The following is an 18,046-nucleotide window of genomic DNA, read 5'->3' as shown; positions in this document are numbered from 1 at the left end:
GCGAGCCACCGGCTCGCGCCTTCGCGAACGACCGGCCAAGGATGGCCGGGCCGGGCGCTCCGGAGCTCACGCAGTACCGCCATGGATGGCAGCAGGTCAAAACGGCGCCGCTTCTGGATAACCGACAACGATGGCAATCTCGACTACCCACCTGCTGATCGTCGTGCTGGCCCCGCTGCTGGGCTCGATCGTGGCCGGCCTGTTCGGCCGCCAGGTGGGCCGCACCGGCGCGCACACGGTCACCATCCTCGGCGTCGCGGCCAGCTGCGCGTTCTCCTGCTACGTGCTCTGGCAGCTGGTTGGGCAGGGCGCGGCGCCCTACAACCAGAACCTCTACACCTTCTTCGAGGTCGGCAGCTACTCGGCGCACGTCGGGTTCATGATCGACCGCCTCACCGCGATGATGATGGTGGTGGTGACGTTCGTGTCGCTGCTGGTGCACGTCTACACCATCGGCTACATGGCCGAGGACCCGGGCTACCAGCGCTTCTTCAGCTACATCTCGCTGTTCACTTTCAGCATGCTGATGCTGGTGATGAGCAACAACTTCCTGCAGCTGTTTTTCGGCTGGGAGGCGGTGGGCCTGGTGTCCTACCTGCTGATCGGATTCTGGTTCAAGAAGCCGAGCGCGATCTTCGCCAACCTCAAGGCCTTCCTGGTCAACCGCGTCGGCGACTTCGGCTTCCTGCTCGGCATCGCTGCGGTGCTGTACTGGTTCGGCACCCTGGACTACGCCACGGTCTTCGCCAACGCCACCCTGAAGGCGGGCGGTGGGCTGGTGGTGGAGATCCTCCCCGGCCAGGCCTGGTCGGTGGCGACGATCATCTGCGTCTGCCTGTTCATCGGCGCCATGGGCAAGTCCGCGCAGGTGCCGCTGCACGTCTGGCTGCCGGACTCGATGGAAGGCCCGACCCCGATCTCGGCGCTGATCCACGCCGCGACCATGGTCACCGCGGGCATCTTCATGGTGGCGCGGATGTCGCCGCTGTTCGAACTCAGCGATACCGCGCTGGCCTTCGTGCTGTTCATCGGCGCCACCACGGCGTTCTTCACCGGCCTGATCGGCATCGTCCAGAACGACATCAAGCGCGTCGTCGCCTATTCCACGCTGTCGCAGCTGGGCTACATGACCGTCGCGCTGGGCGTGTCGGCGTACTCGGCGGCGGTGTTCCACCTGATGACCCACGCCTTCTTCAAGGCGCTGCTGTTCCTCGGCGCCGGCTCGGTGATCATCGCGATGCACCATGAGCAGGACATGCGCAAGATGGGCGGCCTGCGCAAGTACATGCCGGTGACCTTCTGGACCATGCTGATCGGCACCCTGGCGCTGGTGGCGACGCCGTTCTTCAGCGGCTACTACTCCAAGGACGTGATCATCGAGGCGGCCAAGCACGCGGCCGGGCAGGGCGGCTGGGTCGCGCAATACGGCTACTGGGCGGTCCTGCTGGGCGCGTTCGTCACCAGCTTCTACAGCTTCCGGCTGCTGTACATGACCTTCTTCGGCGCCGAACGCTTCCGCGAGGCCGCGCCGTCCCATCCGGTGGCGACCCATGACGAGCACGGCCAGCACACCAGGCACGAGCCGCTGCACGACGACGGTCACGGCGATCACGGCCACGGTCCGCACGAGCCCCGCGAGTCGCCCTGGGTGGTCACCGTGCCGCTGGTGCTGCTGGCGATCCCCTCGATCCTGATCGGCTTCTTCACCGCGGGGCCGATGCTGTTCGGCACCGACTGGCGCGGGCACGATGAGCAGGCGCCGTTCTTCTTCGGAGCCATCGACCTCGCTCCGGCGCGCGACACCCTTGCGGCGCTCGGGCAGGAGCTGTGGCACGGGCCGGTGGCGTTCGCGCTGCACGGCTTCCTGACCCCGGCCTTCTGGCTGGCGGCGGCGGGCTTCGTGCTGGCCACGGTGATGTACTGGTGGAAGCCGGAGCTGGCGGCCCGGGCGCGGCGCACGTTCGCGCTGCCGGTGCGGGTGCTGGAGAAGAAGTACTGGGCCGACGATCTGTGGATCGGCGGTTTCGCCGGCGGTGGCCTCCTGCTGGGGAGGGTGTCGCGCAAGGGCGACGAGAAACTGATCGACGGGCTGATCGTCAATGGCGCGGCCCGCCTGGTCGACCTGACCTCCGGCCTCGCGCGCCGGGCCCAGTCCGGCTACCTCTACCACTACGCTTTCGCGATGATCGTCGGCCTGATCGTGCTGCTGGCCGTGCTGATCCGCTACTGGCGCTGACGGAAACCCATACGTGTCGAACTGGCCCCTACTCAGTCTGCTGATCTGGCTTCCGATCCTCGGTGGCGCCCTCACGCTCGCCTGCGGCAACGCGCGTCCGCAGCTGGCGCGCTGGGTGGCGCTGGCGGTCGCGCTGCTGACCCTCGTGGTCAGCCTGCCGCTGCTGACGGGTTTCGACTTCGCCGCGACCGCGATGCAGTTCGTCGAGCGGCGCGAATGGATCCCGGCCTACGACATCCAGTACCACCTCGGCGCCGACGGCATCTCTGTGGCGCTGATCGTGCTGACCACCTTGACCACCGCGCTGGTCCTGATCGGCGCCTGGGGCTCGATCGACAAGCGCGTCAGCCAGTATTACGCCGCCTTCCTGGTGCTGGAAGGGCTGATGGTGGGCGTATTCGCCGCGGTCGACGCGCTGCTGTTCTACGTCTTCTTCGAGGCGATGCTGATCCCGATGTTCATCATCATCGGGCTGTGGGGCGGGCCGCGCCGGGTCTACGCCTCGGTCAAGTTCTTCCTCTACACCTTTCTCGGCTCGATCTTCATGCTGGTCGGGCTGATCTACCTGTACCTGAAGGGCGGCAGCTGGCAGCTGCCCGACCTGTACGCTCTGCCGCTGACCGCTACCGAGCAGATGTGGCTGTTCTTCGCCTTCCTGGCGGCGTTCGCGGTCAAGGTGCCGATGTTCCCGGTGCACACCTGGCTGCCCGACGCCCACGTCGAGGCGCCCACCGGCGGTTCGGTGATCCTGGCGGCGATCATGCTGAAGATCGGCGGCTACGGCTTCCTGCGCTTCAGCCTGCCGATCGTGCCGGACGCCGGCCACGAGTGGGCCTGGCTGGTGATCCTGCTGTCGCTGATCGCGGTGGTCTACGTGGGGCTGGTGGCGCTGGCGCAGTCCGACATGAAGAAGCTGATCGCCTATTCGTCGGTCTCGCACATGGGCTTCGTCACCCTCGGCACCTTCATCGCCTTCGCGCTCATGCGCGACACCGGCAACGCCGATGCGGCGCGCCTCGGCCTGCAGGGCGCGATGGTGCAGATGGTCAGCCACGGCTTCATCTCCGGGGCCATGTTCTCCTGCGTCGGCGTGCTCTACGACCGCATGCACAGTCGCCAGATCGCCGACTACGGCGGCGTCGCCAACGTGATGCCGTGGTTCGCGGCGTTCATGGTGCTGTTCGCGATGGCGAACGCCGGCCTGCCGGGCACCTCGGGCTTCGTCGGCGAGTTCATGGTGATCCTGGCGGCGTTCCAGAGCCATCCGCTGATCGCGTTCGTGGCGGCGATGACCCTGGTGATCGGCGCGGCCTACACGCTGTGGCTGGTGAAGCGGGTGCTCTACGGCGAAGTCGGCAACGCCCACGTCGCCGCGCTGCAGGACATCAACTGGCGCGAGGCGCTGGTGCTGGGCGTATTCGCCGCCGGCGTGCTGGCATTGGGCGTGTACCCGCGACCGCTGACCGACCTGATGGAGCCCTCCATCGCGCACCTGGCGGAGCTGTTGTCCGCCACCAAGCTTTGATGAGGATCGTGCGATGACCGTCGCCGCCATGACGCCCCCCGTCCGCACCTTCGCCGAGTTCGCGCCGCTGCTGCCCGAGCTGACGGTGATCTTCGGCGCGTTCGCGCTGCTGATGCTGGACTTGTTCGTCGACGAGCGCCGCCGCATGATCACCCACGCGCTGGCGATCGCCACGCTGCTCGCGGCCGCGGCGATGATCGCCGCCGGCGTCGGCGGGCACGGCGTGGTCATGGAAGGGCTGTTCGTGCGCGACACCGCCGCCGACGTGCTCAAGCTGGTCACCCTGGTGGTCTCGGCGATGGCGCTGGGCTACAGCTGGCCCTATCTGCGCGAGCGCGGACTCTACAAGGGCGAGATCGCGGTGCTGATCCTGTTCGCCGTGGTCGGGATGATGCTGCTGGTTTCGGCCGGCAACCTGACCATGATCTACCTGGGGCTGGAACTGCTGGCGCTGTGCTCGTACGCGCTGGTGGCGATCGACCGCGACAATCCGCTGGCGTCCGAGGCCGGCATGAAGTACTTCGTGCTCGGCTCGCTGGCTTCGGGCCTGCTGCTGTACGGCCTGTCGCTGGTCTATGGCGCCACCGGCACCCTGTACCTGGACGCGATCAGCGCGGCGGCCACGGCCGCCACCGGCGAGGACCGGGTGTTGCTGCTGACCGGCATGGTGTTCGTCGTGGTGGGCGTGGCCTTCAAGTTCGGCGCCGTGCCGTTCCACATGTGGCTGCCGGACACCTACCACGGCGCGCCGACGCCGATCACTCTGTTCATCGGTTCGGCGCCCAAGCTTGCGGCGTTCGGCATGGCCTGGCGCCTGTTCGAGGTCGGCCTGGGCCCGCTGCAGGAGCAGTGGCAGCTGCTGCTGGCGCTGCTGGCGGCGCTGTCGCTGGCGATCGGCAACGTGGTGGCGATCGCGCAGAGCAACCTCAAGCGCATGCTGGCCTATTCGACGGTCTCGCACGTCGGCTTCCTGTTCCTGGGCATCGCCGGCGGCGGCGCCGGCGGGTTCGCTGCGGCGATGTTCTACGCGATCAGCTACGCGATCATGTCGGCGGCCGCGTTCGGCGCCATCGTGATGCTCTCGCGCAAGGGCTTCGAGGCCGACCGCATTGACGATTTCCGCGGCCTCAACGCACGCAGTCCGTGGATGGCGGCGCTGGTGCTGGTGATCATGGCCTCGCTGGCGGGGGTGCCGCCGTTCCTGGGGTTCTGGGCCAAGCTGGCGGTGCTGCGCGCGGCGCTGGAGGGCGACCTGCTGTGGCTGGCGATCGTCGGCATCGTGTTCGCGGTGATCGGTGCGTACTACTACCTGCGGGTGATCAAGGTGATGTACTTCGACGAGCCCGCCGGCGAGCCGCTGCAGGCGCGGCCGGGCGGGGCGCTGCGGGCGATGTTCGCGGTCAACGCGCTGTCGCTGCTGGCGCTGGGGCTGTTCTGGAGCCCGCTGATGGCCTGGTGTCAGCAGGCGTTCGCCGCATAGAAACTTCCCGGTCGTAGAGCCGAGCTTGCTCGGCTAGGCGGGCTCCGGAGCCGACGCAGCGGAGCAAGCTCCGCTCTACGGGCTGCGGTGCAGGGGATCGGTTCGGGCCAGGTGTGCCCACGTAGAGCCGAGCTTGCTCGGCTACGCGGGCTCCGGAGCCGATGCAGCGGAGCAAGCTCCGCTCTACGGCTGCGGCAGGGAGGCGCCCCGGTCAGCTCCGGCCTCGTTCCAGGTCTTGCAAAGGCGCCCCCGCGCCTGCATAATTGCGAATCTGCTGCGGGGTGGAGCAGTCTGGCAGCTCGTCGGGCTCATAACCCGAAGGTCGCAGGTTCAAATCCTGCCCCCGCTACCAGCTTTTCGCGGTCGACGAAAAGCCTCCCAGGAGGCTTTTTTGTTTCCCGGCCGCGGATCGGGCTGAGCCGGAACGCATGCTGCTCGCGTTCCGGCGCCGAAATCCAGTGGTATGGACAAGGGGCCCGCCGGGCCCCTTGTCTTTTCCGGCAACCGAGGAACGCGACTTGGCCGACAAGGCGAGCACAATCACGGACCTGCTGGCCCCGACCGTCGAGGCGCTGGGGCTCGAACTGCTCGGCGCGGAGTACCTGCCGACGCCGGGCAGCGCCGTGCTGCGCCTTTACATCGACCGGCCGGATGCCGACCCGGCGGTCCCGGAGCAGGGCGTGACGATCGAGGACTGCGAGGCGGTGAGCCGGGAGGTGTCCGCACAGCTCGACGTGGAGGATCCGATCAGCGGCCACTACACGCTGGAAGTCTCGTCGCCTGGCGTCGACCGTCCGCTGTTCGCACCCGCGCAGTTCGCGCGCTTCGCCGGCGAGACCGCCAAGGTCGGGCTGAAGCTGCCGCAGGACGGGCGCCGCAGGCTGCAGGGCAGGATCCTCGCGGTCGAGGGCGACACGGTGGCGTTCGAGGTCGACGGCCGGCCCATGGAGGTCGCGTTCGCCAACATCGACAAGGCGCGCCTGGTCCCGGACTGGGCCGCGCTGGGCCTGGCGCCGGCCAGGGACGCCTCGGGCCGCGATGCGCGCCCCGGCAAGCAGAAGAAACCGTCGGGGCGCACGGCGCGCCCGGACCAGAACGCCAACCAGCCACAAGCCAACAATCGCGCGGCCGATGGGCCGTCGAGTTCGGAGTGATCCAGAAATGAGCAAGGAACTGTTGATGGTCGTCGACGCGGTCGCCCACGAGAAGGGCGTGCCGGAATCGGTGATCCTCGAGGCCATCGAGGCGGCCCTGGCCACCGCGGCGAAGAAGCGCTACTCGGAGGAGGACGTGCTCACGCGCGTCGCGATCGATGCCAAGGACGGAAGCTACGAGACTTTCCGCCGCTGGGAAGTGGTCGCCGACGACGTGGTGATGGAATCGCCCGACCGCCAGATCCGGCTGATGGATGCCATCGACGAGGCCGAGGGCGTCGAAGTCGGCGACTACATCGAGGAGCCGATCGAGAACGCCGAGTTTGGCCGCATCGCCGCGCAGGCCGCCAAGCAGGTGATCGTCCAGCGCGTGCGCGAGGCCGAGCGCGCCCAGGTGGTCGACGCCTGGAAGGATCGCGTCGGCGAGCTGGTCACCGGCATCGTCAAGCGGGTCGAGCGCGGCAACGTCTTCGTCGATCTCGGCGGCAACGCCGAGGCGTTCATTCCCAAGGACAAGGCGATCCCGCGCGACGTGGTCCGCGCCGGCGACCGCATCCGCGGATATCTCTACGACGTGCGCAGCGAGCCGCGCGGCCCGCAGCTGTTCATCAGCCGCGCCGCGCCGGAATTCATGATGGAGCTGTTCAAGCTCGAGGTCCCGGAGGTCGGCCAGGGCCTGGTCGAGATCAAGGCCTGCGCCCGGGATCCCGGCGACCGCGCCAAGATCGCGGTGGTGGCCTACGACAACCGCACCGATCCGATCGGCGCCTGCATCGGCATGCGCGGCTCGCGCGTGCAGGCGGTGTCCAACGAGCTCAACGGCGAGCGCGTGGACATCGTGCTGTGGTCGGACAACCCGGCGCAGTTCGTGATCAATGCGATGGCGCCGGCCGAGGTGCAGTCGATCATCGTCGATGAGGAGAAGCACTCGATGGACCTGGCGGTGGCCGAGGAGCTGCTGGCCAAGGCGATCGGCAAGGGCGGCCAGAACGTGCGCCTGGCCAGCCGCATGACCGGCTGGCAGCTCAACGTGATGACCCAGGACCAGGTGACCGCCAAGTCCGAGGCCGAACAGACCGCCGCCCGCGAGCTGTTCCAGGAGAAGCTCGAGGTCGACGAAGAAATCGCCGGCATCCTGGTTGCCGAGGGCTTCAGCACGGTCGAGGAAATCGCCTACGTGCCGGTCGGCGAACTGCTGGCGGTGGAGGGCTTCGACGAAGACATCGTCGAGGAACTGCGCGCCCGCGCCCGGGATGCCCTGCTCAACGACGCGCTCGCGGAGGAGGAGGAGCTGGACGAGAACGCGCCGACCGAGGACCTGCTGGCCCTCGAGGGCATGGACGACACCACCGCGTATGCGCTGGCCGAGCGGGGCGTGCGCAGCAGCGAGGACCTGTCCGACCTCGGCGCCGACGAACTGCTCGAGCTCGGCGTCGAGGGAATCGACGAGGCGCGCGCTGCCGCCCTGATCCTGGCCGCCCGCGCCGAGGAGATCGCCCGCCTCGAGCGGGAGGCCTGAGATGGCGCAGCACGCGGGTTGAGGCCGGGGGCGGACGCCTCCCGGCCCCGGCCCGAAGCGTCCGCCAGCAGACGGTACAATGCTCAATCCACAGCGCGGCCATCTCGCCGACGCCCAAGGAACCGGAACCCGAATGTCGCAACAAACCACGATCCGCAAGCTGGCCGCACTGGTGAACACGCCGGTCGAGAAATTGCTGGAGCAGCTGGCCGAGGCCGGCATGCCGTTCAGCGATCCCGACCAGGTCGTGACCAGCACCGAGAAGGTGAAGCTCCTCGGCTTCCTGCGTCGTACCCACGGCAAGGCCGAGAAGGCCGCCGACGATGCGGTCGCGCCGAAAAAGATCACGCTCAACCGCAGCCGCAAGCAGGAGCTGACGGTCGGGGGCGGCAAGAACCGCACCACGGTCGACGTCCTGGTCCGCAAGAAGGTCACCCTGGTCAAGCCCTCGGAAGACGGCGGCGCGGGCGGCGAGGACGACGAGCGCGCCGAGATCCTGCGCAAGCTCGAGGAGTCGCGCCTGCGCAACCTCACCGAGCAGCAGCGCCTGGCCGAGGAGGACAAGCGCCGCGCCGACGAGGCCGCCGCGCGCAAGCGCCAGGAAGAGGCTGCGGCCGAGGCCGAAGCCGAGCGCCTGCGCCAGGAGGCGCTGGCCGCGGCCGCCGCCGTCCAGGCCGAGGACGAGCCGGGCGCCGCCGCGCGCAAGGCCGGCCATGGCCACGGCCACCCCAAGCCGGCCCCGGCCCGCGAGGAGCGCGGCGGACACAAGCAGAAGCACCACCGCGGCTCGCACGCGATGGTCGCAGGGGTCGAGGACGACGAGGGGGCCGCCGCGCGCTTCGCCGGGCAGCTGCACCTGAGCCCGTCCGAGCGTGCGCGTCGCTCCACCGTGCGCAAGCCGAAGCCGCGCCGCCAGCTGGAGCAGGCGCGCAGCGGCGGCGGCCAGCACGGCTTCGCCCGTCCCACCGCCCCGGTGGTACGCGAGGTCGCCATCGGCGAGGCGATCACCGTGGCCGATCTCGCCCAGAAGCTGGCGATGAAGGGCGGCGACGTGGTCAAGGCGCTGTTCAAGATGGGGGTCATGGCCACCATCACCCAGTCGATCGACCACGACACCGCTGCGCTGGTGACCGAGGAGCTCGGGCACAGGCCGGTGCGGGCCGATAGCGACGACGCCGAGAGCGAGCTGATCGCCCACGTCGCCACCGGGCAGGGCGAGGGCGAGTCGCGCCCGCCGGTGGTCACGATCATGGGCCACGTGGACCACGGCAAGACCTCGCTGCTCGACCACATCCGCCGCACCAAGGTGGCCTCCGGCGAAGCCGGCGGCATCACCCAGCACATCGGCGCCTATCACGTGGAAACCGACCGCGGCGTGGTCAGCTTCCTCGACACGCCGGGCCATGCCGCCTTCACCTCGATGCGCGCGCGCGGTGCCAAGCTCACCGACATCGTGGTGCTGGTGGTCGCCGCCGACGACGGGGTGATGCCGCAGACGATCGAGGCGATCCAGCATGCCCGTGCGGCCGGCGTGCCGCTGATCGTGGCGATCAACAAGATCGACAAGTCCGACGCCGATCCGGGCCGGATCCGGAACGAGCTGCTGGAGCACGAGGTCGTGGCCGAGCAGTTCGGCGGCGACATCCAGATGGTCGAGCTGTCGGCCAAGACCGGCGACGGTATCGACGACCTGCTCGACGCGATCCTGCTGCAGTCCGAGGTGCTCGAGCTCAAGGCGCTGTCCGAGGGCCGCGCGACCGGCACCGTCATCGAATCCTCGCTCGACAAGGGGCGCGGCCCGGTGGCCACCGTGCTGGTGCAGCAGGGCCGCCTGGCCAAGGGCGACTACCTGGTCTGCGGCGTGCAGTATGGCCGCGTGCGCGCGCTGTTCGACGAGAACAGCAAGCCGGTCGACGGCGCCGGGCCATCGATCCCGGTGCAGGTCCTCGGCCTGTCCGGCGTGCCGGATGCCGGCGACGACTTCGTGGTCGTCGACGACGAGCGCCTGGCCAAGGAGGTCGCCCAGCAGCGCGAGCACAAGCGCCGCGAGACCCGCCTGGTGCAGGCGGCGGGCAACCGCATGGAGGACATCATGGCGCAGATGGGCCAGGCCGAGCAGCAGCTGTCGCTCAACCTGGTCGTCAAGGCCGACGTGCAGGGCTCGGCCGAAGCGCTGCGCCAGGCCCTGACGGCGCTGTCCAACGAGCAGATCCGGGTCAACATCATCGTCTCCGGGGTCGGCGGGATCACCGAGTCGGACGCCAATTCCGCGGCTGCTGCCAAGGCGACGATCATCGGCTTCAACGTCCGTGCCGACGCCTCGGCGCGCAAGGTGATCGAGAATAGCGGCCTGGACCTGCGCTACTTCTCCATCATCTACGACGTCATCGACCAGGTGAAGCAGGTCGCTTCGGGCATCCTGGGCATGGAGATCCGCGAAGAGATCATCGGTACCGCCGAGGTGCGCGACGTGTTCCGCAGCTCCAAGTTCGGCGCCGTGGCCGGCTGCATGGTGGTCGAGGGCGTGGTCAAGCGCAGCAAGCCGATCCGCGTGCTGCGCGACGACACGGTGATTTTCGAGGGCGAGCTGGAATCGCTGCGCCGCTTCAAGGAGAACGTCGACGAGGTGCGCGTCAACACCGAGTGCGGCATCGGCGTGAAGGCCTACAACGACGTCAAGCCGGGCGACAAGATCGAGTGCTTCGAGCGGATCGAGGTGCAGCGGACGCTGTAGGCGTGCGCAGGGAATCGGGAATGGAGCATCGGGAATCGGAACATCGGTTCCCGGTTCGCCACCGGCTCCCTGGCTCTTGACCATTCCCCATTCCCGATTCCCGATTCCCGCAATGACGAAGTCATTCAACCGCACCGACCGCGTTTCCGCCCAGCTCCGTCGCGAGCTGGGCGCGCTGGTGCGCGCGGCGGTGCAGGAGCACGGGTTGCCCTCGGTGAGCGTGTCCGACGTCGAGGTCAGCCGCGACCTGGCCCATGCCAAGGTCTTCGTGACCGCGCTGCAGGCCGAGCGCTCCGGCGAGGCGGTCAAGGGGCTGCGCGCCCTGGCCGCGGAGATCCGCTTCCGACTGGCGCGTGCGGTGAAGCTGCGCCACGTGCCGGAGCTGCATTTCCACTACGACGATTCGGTCGATCGCGGCGAGCGCATCGACAACCTGCTGCGCGACCTGCCCGATACCGACGGCGCAACGGGCCAAGGGACGGACTGACGCGGTGACGGCGGCGCGCGTCGCGGCGCACGGGGTCCCGCTGCCGGGCAGGCCGGCTTCCGGGCCGGCCGCCTCGATCCGCAGCGGCCCGTCGGCCCGCCCGTGCCGGCGGCCAGGCGCGGCTGCGCGGAAGCTGCGTTGATGTCCCGGCAGCGCCGCAACAGGTTCCGCAGGCTGGACGGCATCCTGCTGCTCGACAAGCCGCGCGGCCTGAGCTCCAACCAGGCCCTGCAGCAGGCGCGGCGACTGTTCGAAGCCGAGAAGGCGGGGCATACCGGCAGCCTCGACCCGCTCGCAACCGGGCTGCTGCCGGTTTGCTTCGGCGAGGCCACCAAGATCGCCGGCGGCCTGCTCGGCGCCCGCAAGGCGTACGACACGGTCGCCAGGCTCGGCGTGGTGACCGATACCGACGATGCCGACGGCCAGCCGCTGCGGCAGCGTCCGGTGCCGGTGCTGGACCTGGCGACCATCGACGCCGCCCTGCGCGCGCTGACCGGGCGGATCCAGCAGCGGCCGCCGGTGTACTCGGCGCTCAAGCGCGGCGGCGAGCCGCTCTACGCCAAGGCGCGCCGTGGCGAGACCATCGAAGTCGAGCCGCGCGAGGTCGAGGTGCATGCCTTCGAACTGCGATCGGCCGCCGACCTGCTCGACTGCGGCGAACCGCTGCTGCGGCTGCACGTGGAATGCGGCTCCGGCACCTACGTGCGCAGCCTGGTCCGCGACCTCGGCGAGGCCCTGGGCTGCGGCGCCCATGTCGCAGAGCTGCGGCGGCTCTGGGTCGACCCGTTCAGGGAGCCGCGGCTGTGGACCCCCGGGGACCTGGAGGCGCTGGCGGCGCGCGGCCGGCATTGCCTGGATGCCTGCCTGCTGCCGGTGGAGGCCGGGATGGCGTCCTGGCCGCAGCTGGCCGTCGGCCCGGCGCAGGCGGCGCGGCTGTCCTATGGCCAGAGCGTCGATGGAGGCTTCGCCACGCGCGGTCCGGTGGCGATTCTCGACCAGGACGGGCGGGCGCTGGGGCTGGGGGAGGTGGATGGAGCCGGATGCCTGCGCCCGCAGCGTCTGTTCAGCTGGGCCTGCAGCCAGCCTCCGGCGCGCACCTGAGCCTTGTTGCGGGCGTCTGCGGCGGGTTACAATTCCGCTGCTTTTTCCCATGCGTTTACGCATTCATCAGCAAGCGGCGGGCCATGCGGTGCCTCGCTCGTGCCCCGTGCACGATGCGGCGTTCCTGCGGGCCGCGCATCACGAGGCGGACATGTCCATCGATACCAGCGAAATCATCAACGAACACAAGCGCGGCGACAACGATACCGGTTCGCCGGAAGTCCAGGTGGCCCTGCTGACCGCGCGCATCGCGCACCTCACCGAGCACTTCAAGATCCACAAGAAGGACCATCACAGCCGGCGCGGCCTGCTGCAGATGGTGAACCAGCGCCGCAGCCTGCTCGATTACCTGCACCGCAAGGATGCCGAGCGCTACAAGGCCCTGATCGAGAAGCTCGGCCTGCGTCGATAAACCATACCCCACCGCGGCGCAGCGATGCGCCGCGGTTTTGTTTTGCCGGTGCTGTCGGCCGGTGCCGCGGTGCATGGACGCCACGCGCGGGACGGGTCTGTTGCCCGGACCGTTCCACCGCGTCGGACGAGGTCTGCAGCGGTGGGGACTGGAGCGGCTGGAAGCCGGTTCCGTCCGCCATCCTCCTGCGCCGCCCAGCGGCCAGCCGGTCGGGACATGGGTCCAGCCCGGTTCATCGAAATCCAGATCCAGGGAAACCAAACGTGTCGAAAGTTACCAAGAGCTTCCAGTACGGCAGTCGCACCATGACCCTCGAGACCGGCGAAATCGCCCGGCAGGCCGGCGGCGCGGTGATGGTGTCGGTCGACGGGACCACGCTGCTGGTCGCGGCGGTCGCCGCCCGCACCGCGCGCGAGGGGCAGAATTTCTTCCCGCTGACCGTCGACTACCAGGAGAAGTTCTACGCCGGTGGCCGCATCCCGGGCGGCTTCTTCAAGCGCGAGGGGCGCCTGACCGAGAAGGAAACGCTGATCTCGCGCCTGATCGACCGCCCGATCCGCCCGCTGTTCCCGGAGGACTTCAGGAACGAGGTACAGATCGTCGCCACCGTGATGTCGCTCAACCCCGAGGTCGATGCCGACATCCCGGCGCTGATCGGCGCGTCCGCCGCGCTGGCGTTGACCGGCTGCCCGTTCGACGGGCCGATCGGCGCGGCCAAGGTCGGCTACCGCGACGGCCAGTACCTGCTCAATCCCACCACCAGCGAGCTGAAGGACAGCGATCTGGAGCTGGTGGTCGCCGGCACCCGGGAAGCGGTGCTGATGGTCGAGTCGGAGGCGAAGGAGCTGTCCGAGGACGTGATGCTCGGCGCGGTGATGTTCGGCCACCAGCAGATGCAGGGTGCGATCGACGCCATCAACGAGTTGGTCGCCGAGGCCGGCAAGCCGAAGTGGGACTGGCAGCCGGCGGCGCGCGATGAGGCGATGGTGACCGCGCTGAAGAACGCGATCGGCGACCGCCTCGACCAGGCGTTCCAGATCCGCGACAAGCTCAAGCGCCGCGAGGCGATTTCCGCGCTGAAGAAGGAGACCGCCGAGTCGCTGGCCGCGCAGATCGAGGCCAACGGCTGGGATCCGGCCGCGCTGTCGAAGGAGTTCGGCGAGCTCGAGTACCAGACCCTGCGTAACGCGGTGCTCAGCACGAAGATCCGCATCGACGGCCGCGCCCTGGACACGGTGCGCCCGATCAGCTCCAAGGTCGGCATCCTGCCGCGTACCCACGGCTCGGCGCTGTTCACCCGCGGCGAGACTCAGGCGATCGTGGTCACCACGCTCGGCACCGCGCGCGACGGCCAGGTCATCGACGCGGTGGGCGGCGAGTACAAGGAGCACTTCCTGTTCCATTACAACTTCCCCCCGTACTCGGTCGGCGAAGCGGGCCGCATGATGGGCCCGAAGCGCCGCGAGATCGGCCACGGCCGGCTCGCCAAGCGCGGCGTGCTGGCGGTGATGCCGTCGATGGAGGAGTTCCCCTACACCATCCGCGTCGTCTCGGAGATCACCGAGTCGAACGGTTCGTCGTCGATGGCCTCGGTCTGCGGCAGCTCGCTGGCGCTGATGGATGCCGGCGTGCCGATCAAGGCGCCGGTCGCGGGCATCGCGATGGGCCTGGTGAAGGAGGGCGACCAGTTCGTGGTGCTGTCCGACATCCTCGGCGACGAGGACCACCTCGGCGACATGGACTTCAAGGTGGCCGGCACCGCCAAGGGCATCTCGGCGCTGCAGATGGACATCAAGATCCAGGGCATCACCGAAGAGATCATGAAAGTGGCGCTGGCGCAGGCCAACCAGGGTCGCCAGTTCATCCTCCAGGAGATGGGCAACGCGCTGACCGCGCCGCGCGGCGAGCTCAGCGAGTACGCGCCGCGTCTGCTGACCGTGAAGATCCATCCGGACAAGATCCGCGAGGTGATCGGCAAGGGCGGCTCGACCATCCAGGCGATCACCAAGGAAACCGGCACCCAGATCGACATCCAGGACGACGGCACCATCATCATCGCCTCGGTCAACGCCGCAGCCGCCCAGGCCGCCAAGGAGCGGATCGAGCAGATCACCTCGGACGTCGAGCCGGGCCGGATCTACGAGGGCAAGGTGGTCAAGATCATGGACTTCGGCGCCTTCGTCACGATCCTGCCGGGCAAGGACGGCCTGGTGCACGTCTCGCAGATCTCCAGCGAGCGCGTCGAGAAGGTCTCGGACAAGCTCACCGAGGGCGACGTGGTCAAGGTCAAGGTGCTGGAAGTCGACAAGCAGGGCCGCATCCGCCTGTCGATGAAGGCCGTCGAGGAAGGCGAGGGCGCGCCCGCGGCCTGATCCTTCGCCGCGGCGACGCTTTCGGAAAAAGCGGGCTTCGGCCCGCTTTTTCCTTTCCTGCGGCTTGCCCCGTCCACTGTGGAGCGGGCGCGACGCCTCCCGCCCGATCCGCCGTTCAGGGCTGCAGGGGGCCGTTGATGGCGAGAGCGCGGGAAAGCGTGTTCGAAGCGCCCGTCTGCAGGTTGGTGTAGTTCACATGGATGGTGTCGCCGATCGCCATCCCGCCGATGTAGTTCACAGTGCAGTGCGCGCTGTTGCAGGGAAGCACCTGGCCGTTCTGGTTGGTCCAGACGAAGCTGTAATTGGCGGCAGGCAGGTTGTGGATCGCGAAGTAGGCCGAATAGCTCGGGCTCGGATACATCGACGTGCACCTGCCCAACGGCCCGCCTTGCATTTCGTTCGGACTGACGAAGCAGTACAAAAAGGGCTGGTTGAACTGGGCTTGCGCCGTTCCGCTGGCGCCGGGCCCAAGCGCCACCATCGACAATGCGAGCGCGATGCCGGCCAGCGGGATACGCCTGTTCATTCCTTCGATCTCCATGGTCGTCGATCCTTGCGGGTCTGCCAGAGGAGCCTGGCACCGGCCAAGATAGCGCCGTCGTGAGCCGCGATTCTGGGAACCAGGCCCCACTCTTCCCCGCCGGGCGGTCCTGGCCTGCATGGCGTCGCTGCTAGCATGGTGCGCCCCTTCCGCAGGACACGACGATGAGCAGGTCATCGATGCCGCTGAAGCTGTTTTTCGGAGCGCTGCTGGCGTTCTCGTCCGCCCTGGCCGGAGCGCGGCAGCCGGCGCCGGCCGGTGCCGAGGCGGCCGCGGTCGAGGCGCTGCTGGCGCGGATGACGCTGGAGGAGAAGCTGGGGCAGCTGACCCAGTACCGCGGCCGCGGCAGCGATACCGGCCCGCGCGTGCCGGAAGGGGGCGAGGCGCAGATCCGCGGCGGCCAGGTCGGTTCGTTCCTGGGCGTCTACGGCGCCGACTACAGCCGGCAGATGCAGCAGGTGGCGGTGGAGGAGTCGCGGCTCGGCATCCCGCTGCTGTTCGCGCACGACGTGATCCACGGCTTCCGCACCACGTTCCCGGTGCCGCTGGCCGAGGCCGCCAGCTTCGACCTGGAGGCGGTGGAGAACGCCGCGCGCATCGCCGCCGTCGAGGCCACGGCGCACGGGCTGCACTGGACCTTCGCGCCGATGGTCGACCTGGCCCGGGACCCCCGCTGGGGACGCATCGTCGAGGGCGCCGGCGAGGACCCGCACCTGGGCGCGACGATGGCCGCCGCGCGCGTGCGCGGCTTCCAGGGCGCGGACCTCGCCGCCGCCGACACCATGCTCGCCACCGCCAAGCACTTCGTCGCCTACGGCGCGGCGGAGGGCGGGCGCGACTACAACACCGTCGACATGTCGGAGCGGACGCTGCACGAGACCTACCTGCCGCCGTTCAGGGCGGCGGTCGAGGCCGGCGTGCAGTCGATCATGCCCGCCTTCAACGAGGTGGCGGGCGTGCCGATGCACGCCCACCGCCCGCTGATCGAGGACCTGCTGCGCGGCGAATGGGGCTTCGACGGCGTACTGGTCAGCGACTACAACGCGATCCAGGAGCTGATGCCCCATGGCGTGGCCGCCACCCGCGCCGACGCCGGCATCCTCGGCCTGGAGGCCGGGGTGGACGTCGACATGGTCAGCGGGATCTACCTGGAGGACGTCGCCGCGGCGGTGCGCGACGGGCGCCTCGACGAGGCCTTCGTCGACGCCTCGGTGCGGCGCGTGCTGCGCGCCAAGCACCGGCTGGGGCTGTTCGACGATCCGTACCGCTACAGCGATCCCGCGCGCGAGAAGGCCGTCACCTTGACCGAAGAGCATCGTGGCGCCGCGCGCGACCTGGCGCGGAAGTCCTTCGTGCTGCTGAAGAACGAAGACGACGCGCTGCCGCTTTCCGCGGGCGCGCTGCGCACGCTGGCGGTGGTCGGCCCGCTCGCCGACGACCGCCGCGAGATGCTCGGCAACTGGGTGGCCGCCGGCCGGCCGGAGGACGTGGTCACGCCGCTCGCGGGACTGCGCGAGGCGCTCGGATCCGACGTGCGGATCCTGCATGCGCGCGGCGCCGATATCGACGGCGACGATACCTCCGGCTTCGCGGAGGCGCTGGAGGCGGCGCGCCGCGCCGACGCGGTGGTGCTGTTCCTCGGCGAGAGCCAGGAGATGAGCGCCGAGGCCAACAATCGCACCACCCTCGACCTGCCGGGCGTGCAGGAGCAGCTGGCGCGCGCGGTGCACGCCACCGGCAAGCCAGTGGTCGCGGTGCTGTTCGGCGGCCGTCCGCTGTCGGTGAACTGGCTGCACGAGAACGTGCCCGCGATCATGATGGCCTGGTTCCCCGGCACCGAGGCCGGGCACGCGCTGGCCGACGTGCTGCTGGGCGGACATGCGCCGGGCGGCAAGCTGCCGGTGACGTTCCCGCGCAACGTCGGCCAGGTCCCGATCCACTACAACCACAAGAACACCGGGCGGCCGCCCGACGCGGACGACAAGTACACGGCCAAGTACCTGGACGTTCACTGGTCGCCGCTGTATCCGTTCGGCCACGGCCTGGGCTACACCAGTTTCCGCTACGACGCCCTGCGGGTGGACGCGCCGCGCATCCGGCGCGGCGATGCGGTCGAGGTGGAGGTGAGGGTGACCAATACCGGGCGCCGCGCCGGCGAGGAGGTCGTGCAGCTCTACCTGCGCGACGACGTCGCCAGCGTGACCCGGCCGGTGAAGGAGCTGCGCGGCTTCCAGCGCGTCGCGCTGCAGCCCGGCGAGAGCCGCAGGGTGCGGTTCCGGCTGGAGCCGGAGGCGCTGGCGGTGCTCGATGCCGGCATGCGCCCGGTGGTGGAGCCGGGGACGTTCACGGTATTCGCCGGCGGCAGCTCTGCCGATACCGTCGAGACGAGTTTCGAGGTGGTGACGGACTGAGGTGTTGCGCCGTCGGGCATGGGCGTCGAGGCGTCCGTGCCCGCGCCCGTGCCCCCGTAGAGCGGAGCTTGCTC

The 18,046-nt window shown here is 69.2% G+C and carries 12 protein-coding genes and 1 tRNA gene; 12 read left to right on the top strand and 1 reads right to left on the bottom strand.

Going from position 1 to position 18,046, the window contains the following annotated elements; translation table 11 throughout:
* Window positions 1–130: 130 nt before the first annotated feature.
* The 11 genes from nuoL to pnp all read left to right on the top strand — a co-directional run bounded on the left by nuoL (window position 131) and on the right by pnp (window position 15,020).
* Entirely contained in the window at window positions 131–2,236 is a 2,106-nt protein-coding gene (nuoL, locus tag H0E84_RS13580; protein WP_180679194.1) for an NADH-quinone oxidoreductase subunit L, read from the top strand.
* A gap of 13 nt (window positions 2,237–2,249) precedes the next feature.
* The gene (locus H0E84_RS13575; protein WP_180679193.1) at window positions 2,250–3,761 is read left to right on the top strand and encodes an NADH-quinone oxidoreductase subunit M; all 1,512 of its coding nucleotides are present in this window, start codon (window positions 2,250–2,252) and stop codon (window positions 3,759–3,761) included.
* A 13-nt stretch (window positions 3,762–3,774) separates the two neighbouring features.
* Window positions 3,775–5,241: an NADH-quinone oxidoreductase subunit NuoN gene (gene nuoN / locus H0E84_RS13570; RefSeq protein ID WP_180679192.1), complete on the top strand. Its 1,467-nt coding sequence runs from the start codon at window positions 3,775–3,777 to the stop codon at window positions 5,239–5,241.
* A gap of 275 nt (window positions 5,242–5,516) precedes the next feature.
* Window positions 5,517–5,593 (top strand) — tRNA-Met (locus tag H0E84_RS13565).
* Between the two features lie 166 nt (window positions 5,594–5,759).
* Window positions 5,760–6,395 carry a ribosome maturation factor RimP gene (gene rimP / locus H0E84_RS13560; RefSeq protein ID WP_180679191.1) on the top strand — a complete coding sequence of 212 codons (636 nt, stop codon included), beginning with the start codon at window positions 5,760–5,762 and terminating at the stop codon, window positions 6,393–6,395.
* Window positions 6,396–6,402: 7 nt separating this feature from the next.
* Window positions 6,403–7,914 (top strand): transcription termination factor NusA, encoded by a 1,512-nt coding sequence (gene nusA, locus H0E84_RS13555; RefSeq protein WP_180679190.1) that lies wholly within the window; start codon window positions 6,403–6,405, stop codon window positions 7,912–7,914.
* Window positions 7,915–8,047: 133 nt separating this feature from the next.
* The gene (gene infB, locus H0E84_RS13550) at window positions 8,048–10,648 is read left to right on the top strand and encodes a translation initiation factor IF-2 (RefSeq protein ID WP_180679189.1); all 2,601 of its coding nucleotides are present in this window, start codon (window positions 8,048–8,050) and stop codon (window positions 10,646–10,648) included.
* A gap of 112 nt (window positions 10,649–10,760) precedes the next feature.
* Window positions 10,761–11,135, top strand: coding sequence for a 30S ribosome-binding factor RbfA (gene rbfA / locus H0E84_RS13545; protein WP_180679188.1), 375 nt, complete (start codon window positions 10,761–10,763; stop codon window positions 11,133–11,135).
* A 141-nt stretch (window positions 11,136–11,276) separates the two neighbouring features.
* Entirely contained in the window at window positions 11,277–12,236 is a 960-nt protein-coding gene (gene truB, locus H0E84_RS13540) for a tRNA pseudouridine(55) synthase TruB (protein WP_180679187.1), read from the top strand.
* 151 nt (window positions 12,237–12,387) lie between these two features.
* Window positions 12,388–12,648 carry a 30S ribosomal protein S15 gene (gene rpsO / locus H0E84_RS13535; protein ID WP_180679186.1) on the top strand — a complete coding sequence of 87 codons (261 nt, stop codon included), beginning with the start codon at window positions 12,388–12,390 and terminating at the stop codon, window positions 12,646–12,648.
* 263 nt (window positions 12,649–12,911) lie between these two features.
* On the top strand, window positions 12,912–15,020 hold the full coding sequence (gene pnp / locus H0E84_RS13530; protein ID WP_180679185.1) for a polyribonucleotide nucleotidyltransferase: 2,109 nt from the start codon (window positions 12,912–12,914) through the stop codon (window positions 15,018–15,020).
* A 115-nt stretch (window positions 15,021–15,135) separates the two neighbouring features.
* Here the strand turns inward: pnp and H0E84_RS13525 are convergent, their stop codons facing one another.
* Window positions 15,136–15,561 carry a hypothetical protein gene (locus H0E84_RS13525; protein ID WP_180679184.1) on the bottom strand — a complete coding sequence of 142 codons (426 nt, stop codon included), beginning with the start codon at window positions 15,559–15,561 and terminating at the stop codon, window positions 15,136–15,138.
* A gap of 164 nt (window positions 15,562–15,725) precedes the next feature.
* Between H0E84_RS13525 and H0E84_RS13520 the strand changes: the two genes are divergently transcribed.
* Complete coding sequence (locus tag H0E84_RS13520; protein WP_219339749.1) at window positions 15,726–17,972, top strand: glycoside hydrolase family 3 N-terminal domain-containing protein; 2,247 nt, start codon at window positions 15,726–15,728, stop codon at window positions 17,970–17,972.
* Window positions 17,973–18,046: the final 74 nt, after the last annotated feature.

This window comes from Luteimonas salinisoli (assembly GCF_013425525.1).
Classification (GTDB): Bacteria; Pseudomonadota; Gammaproteobacteria; order Xanthomonadales; family Xanthomonadaceae; genus Luteimonas; species Luteimonas salinisoli.
The sequence above is the reverse complement of the archived record's forward strand: the minus strand, read 5'-3'. Positions and strand labels throughout refer to the sequence as shown.

Excerpts from the sequence above, each read along its gene's own strand:
- nuoL (WP_180679194.1), top strand. The coding sequence starts at position 131 with ATGGCAATCTCGACTACCCACCTGCTGATCGTCGTGCTGGCCCCGCTG.
- nuoN (WP_180679192.1), top strand. The coding sequence starts at position 3,775 with ATGACCGTCGCCGCCATGACGCCCCCCGTCCGCACCTTCGCCGAGTTC.
- nusA (WP_180679190.1), top strand. The coding sequence starts at position 6,403 with ATGAGCAAGGAACTGTTGATGGTCGTCGACGCGGTCGCCCACGAGAAG.
- infB (WP_180679189.1), top strand. The coding sequence starts at position 8,048 with ATGTCGCAACAAACCACGATCCGCAAGCTGGCCGCACTGGTGAACACG.
- rbfA (WP_180679188.1), top strand. The coding sequence starts at position 10,761 with ATGACGAAGTCATTCAACCGCACCGACCGCGTTTCCGCCCAGCTCCGT.
- truB (WP_180679187.1), top strand. The coding sequence starts at position 11,277 with ATGTCCCGGCAGCGCCGCAACAGGTTCCGCAGGCTGGACGGCATCCTG.
- rpsO (WP_180679186.1), top strand. The coding sequence starts at position 12,388 with ATGTCCATCGATACCAGCGAAATCATCAACGAACACAAGCGCGGCGAC.
- H0E84_RS13525 (WP_180679184.1), bottom strand. The coding sequence starts at position 15,561 with ATGGAGATCGAAGGAATGAACAGGCGTATCCCGCTGGCCGGCATCGCG.
- H0E84_RS13520 (WP_219339749.1), top strand. The coding sequence starts at position 15,726 with ATGAGCAGGTCATCGATGCCGCTGAAGCTGTTTTTCGGAGCGCTGCTG.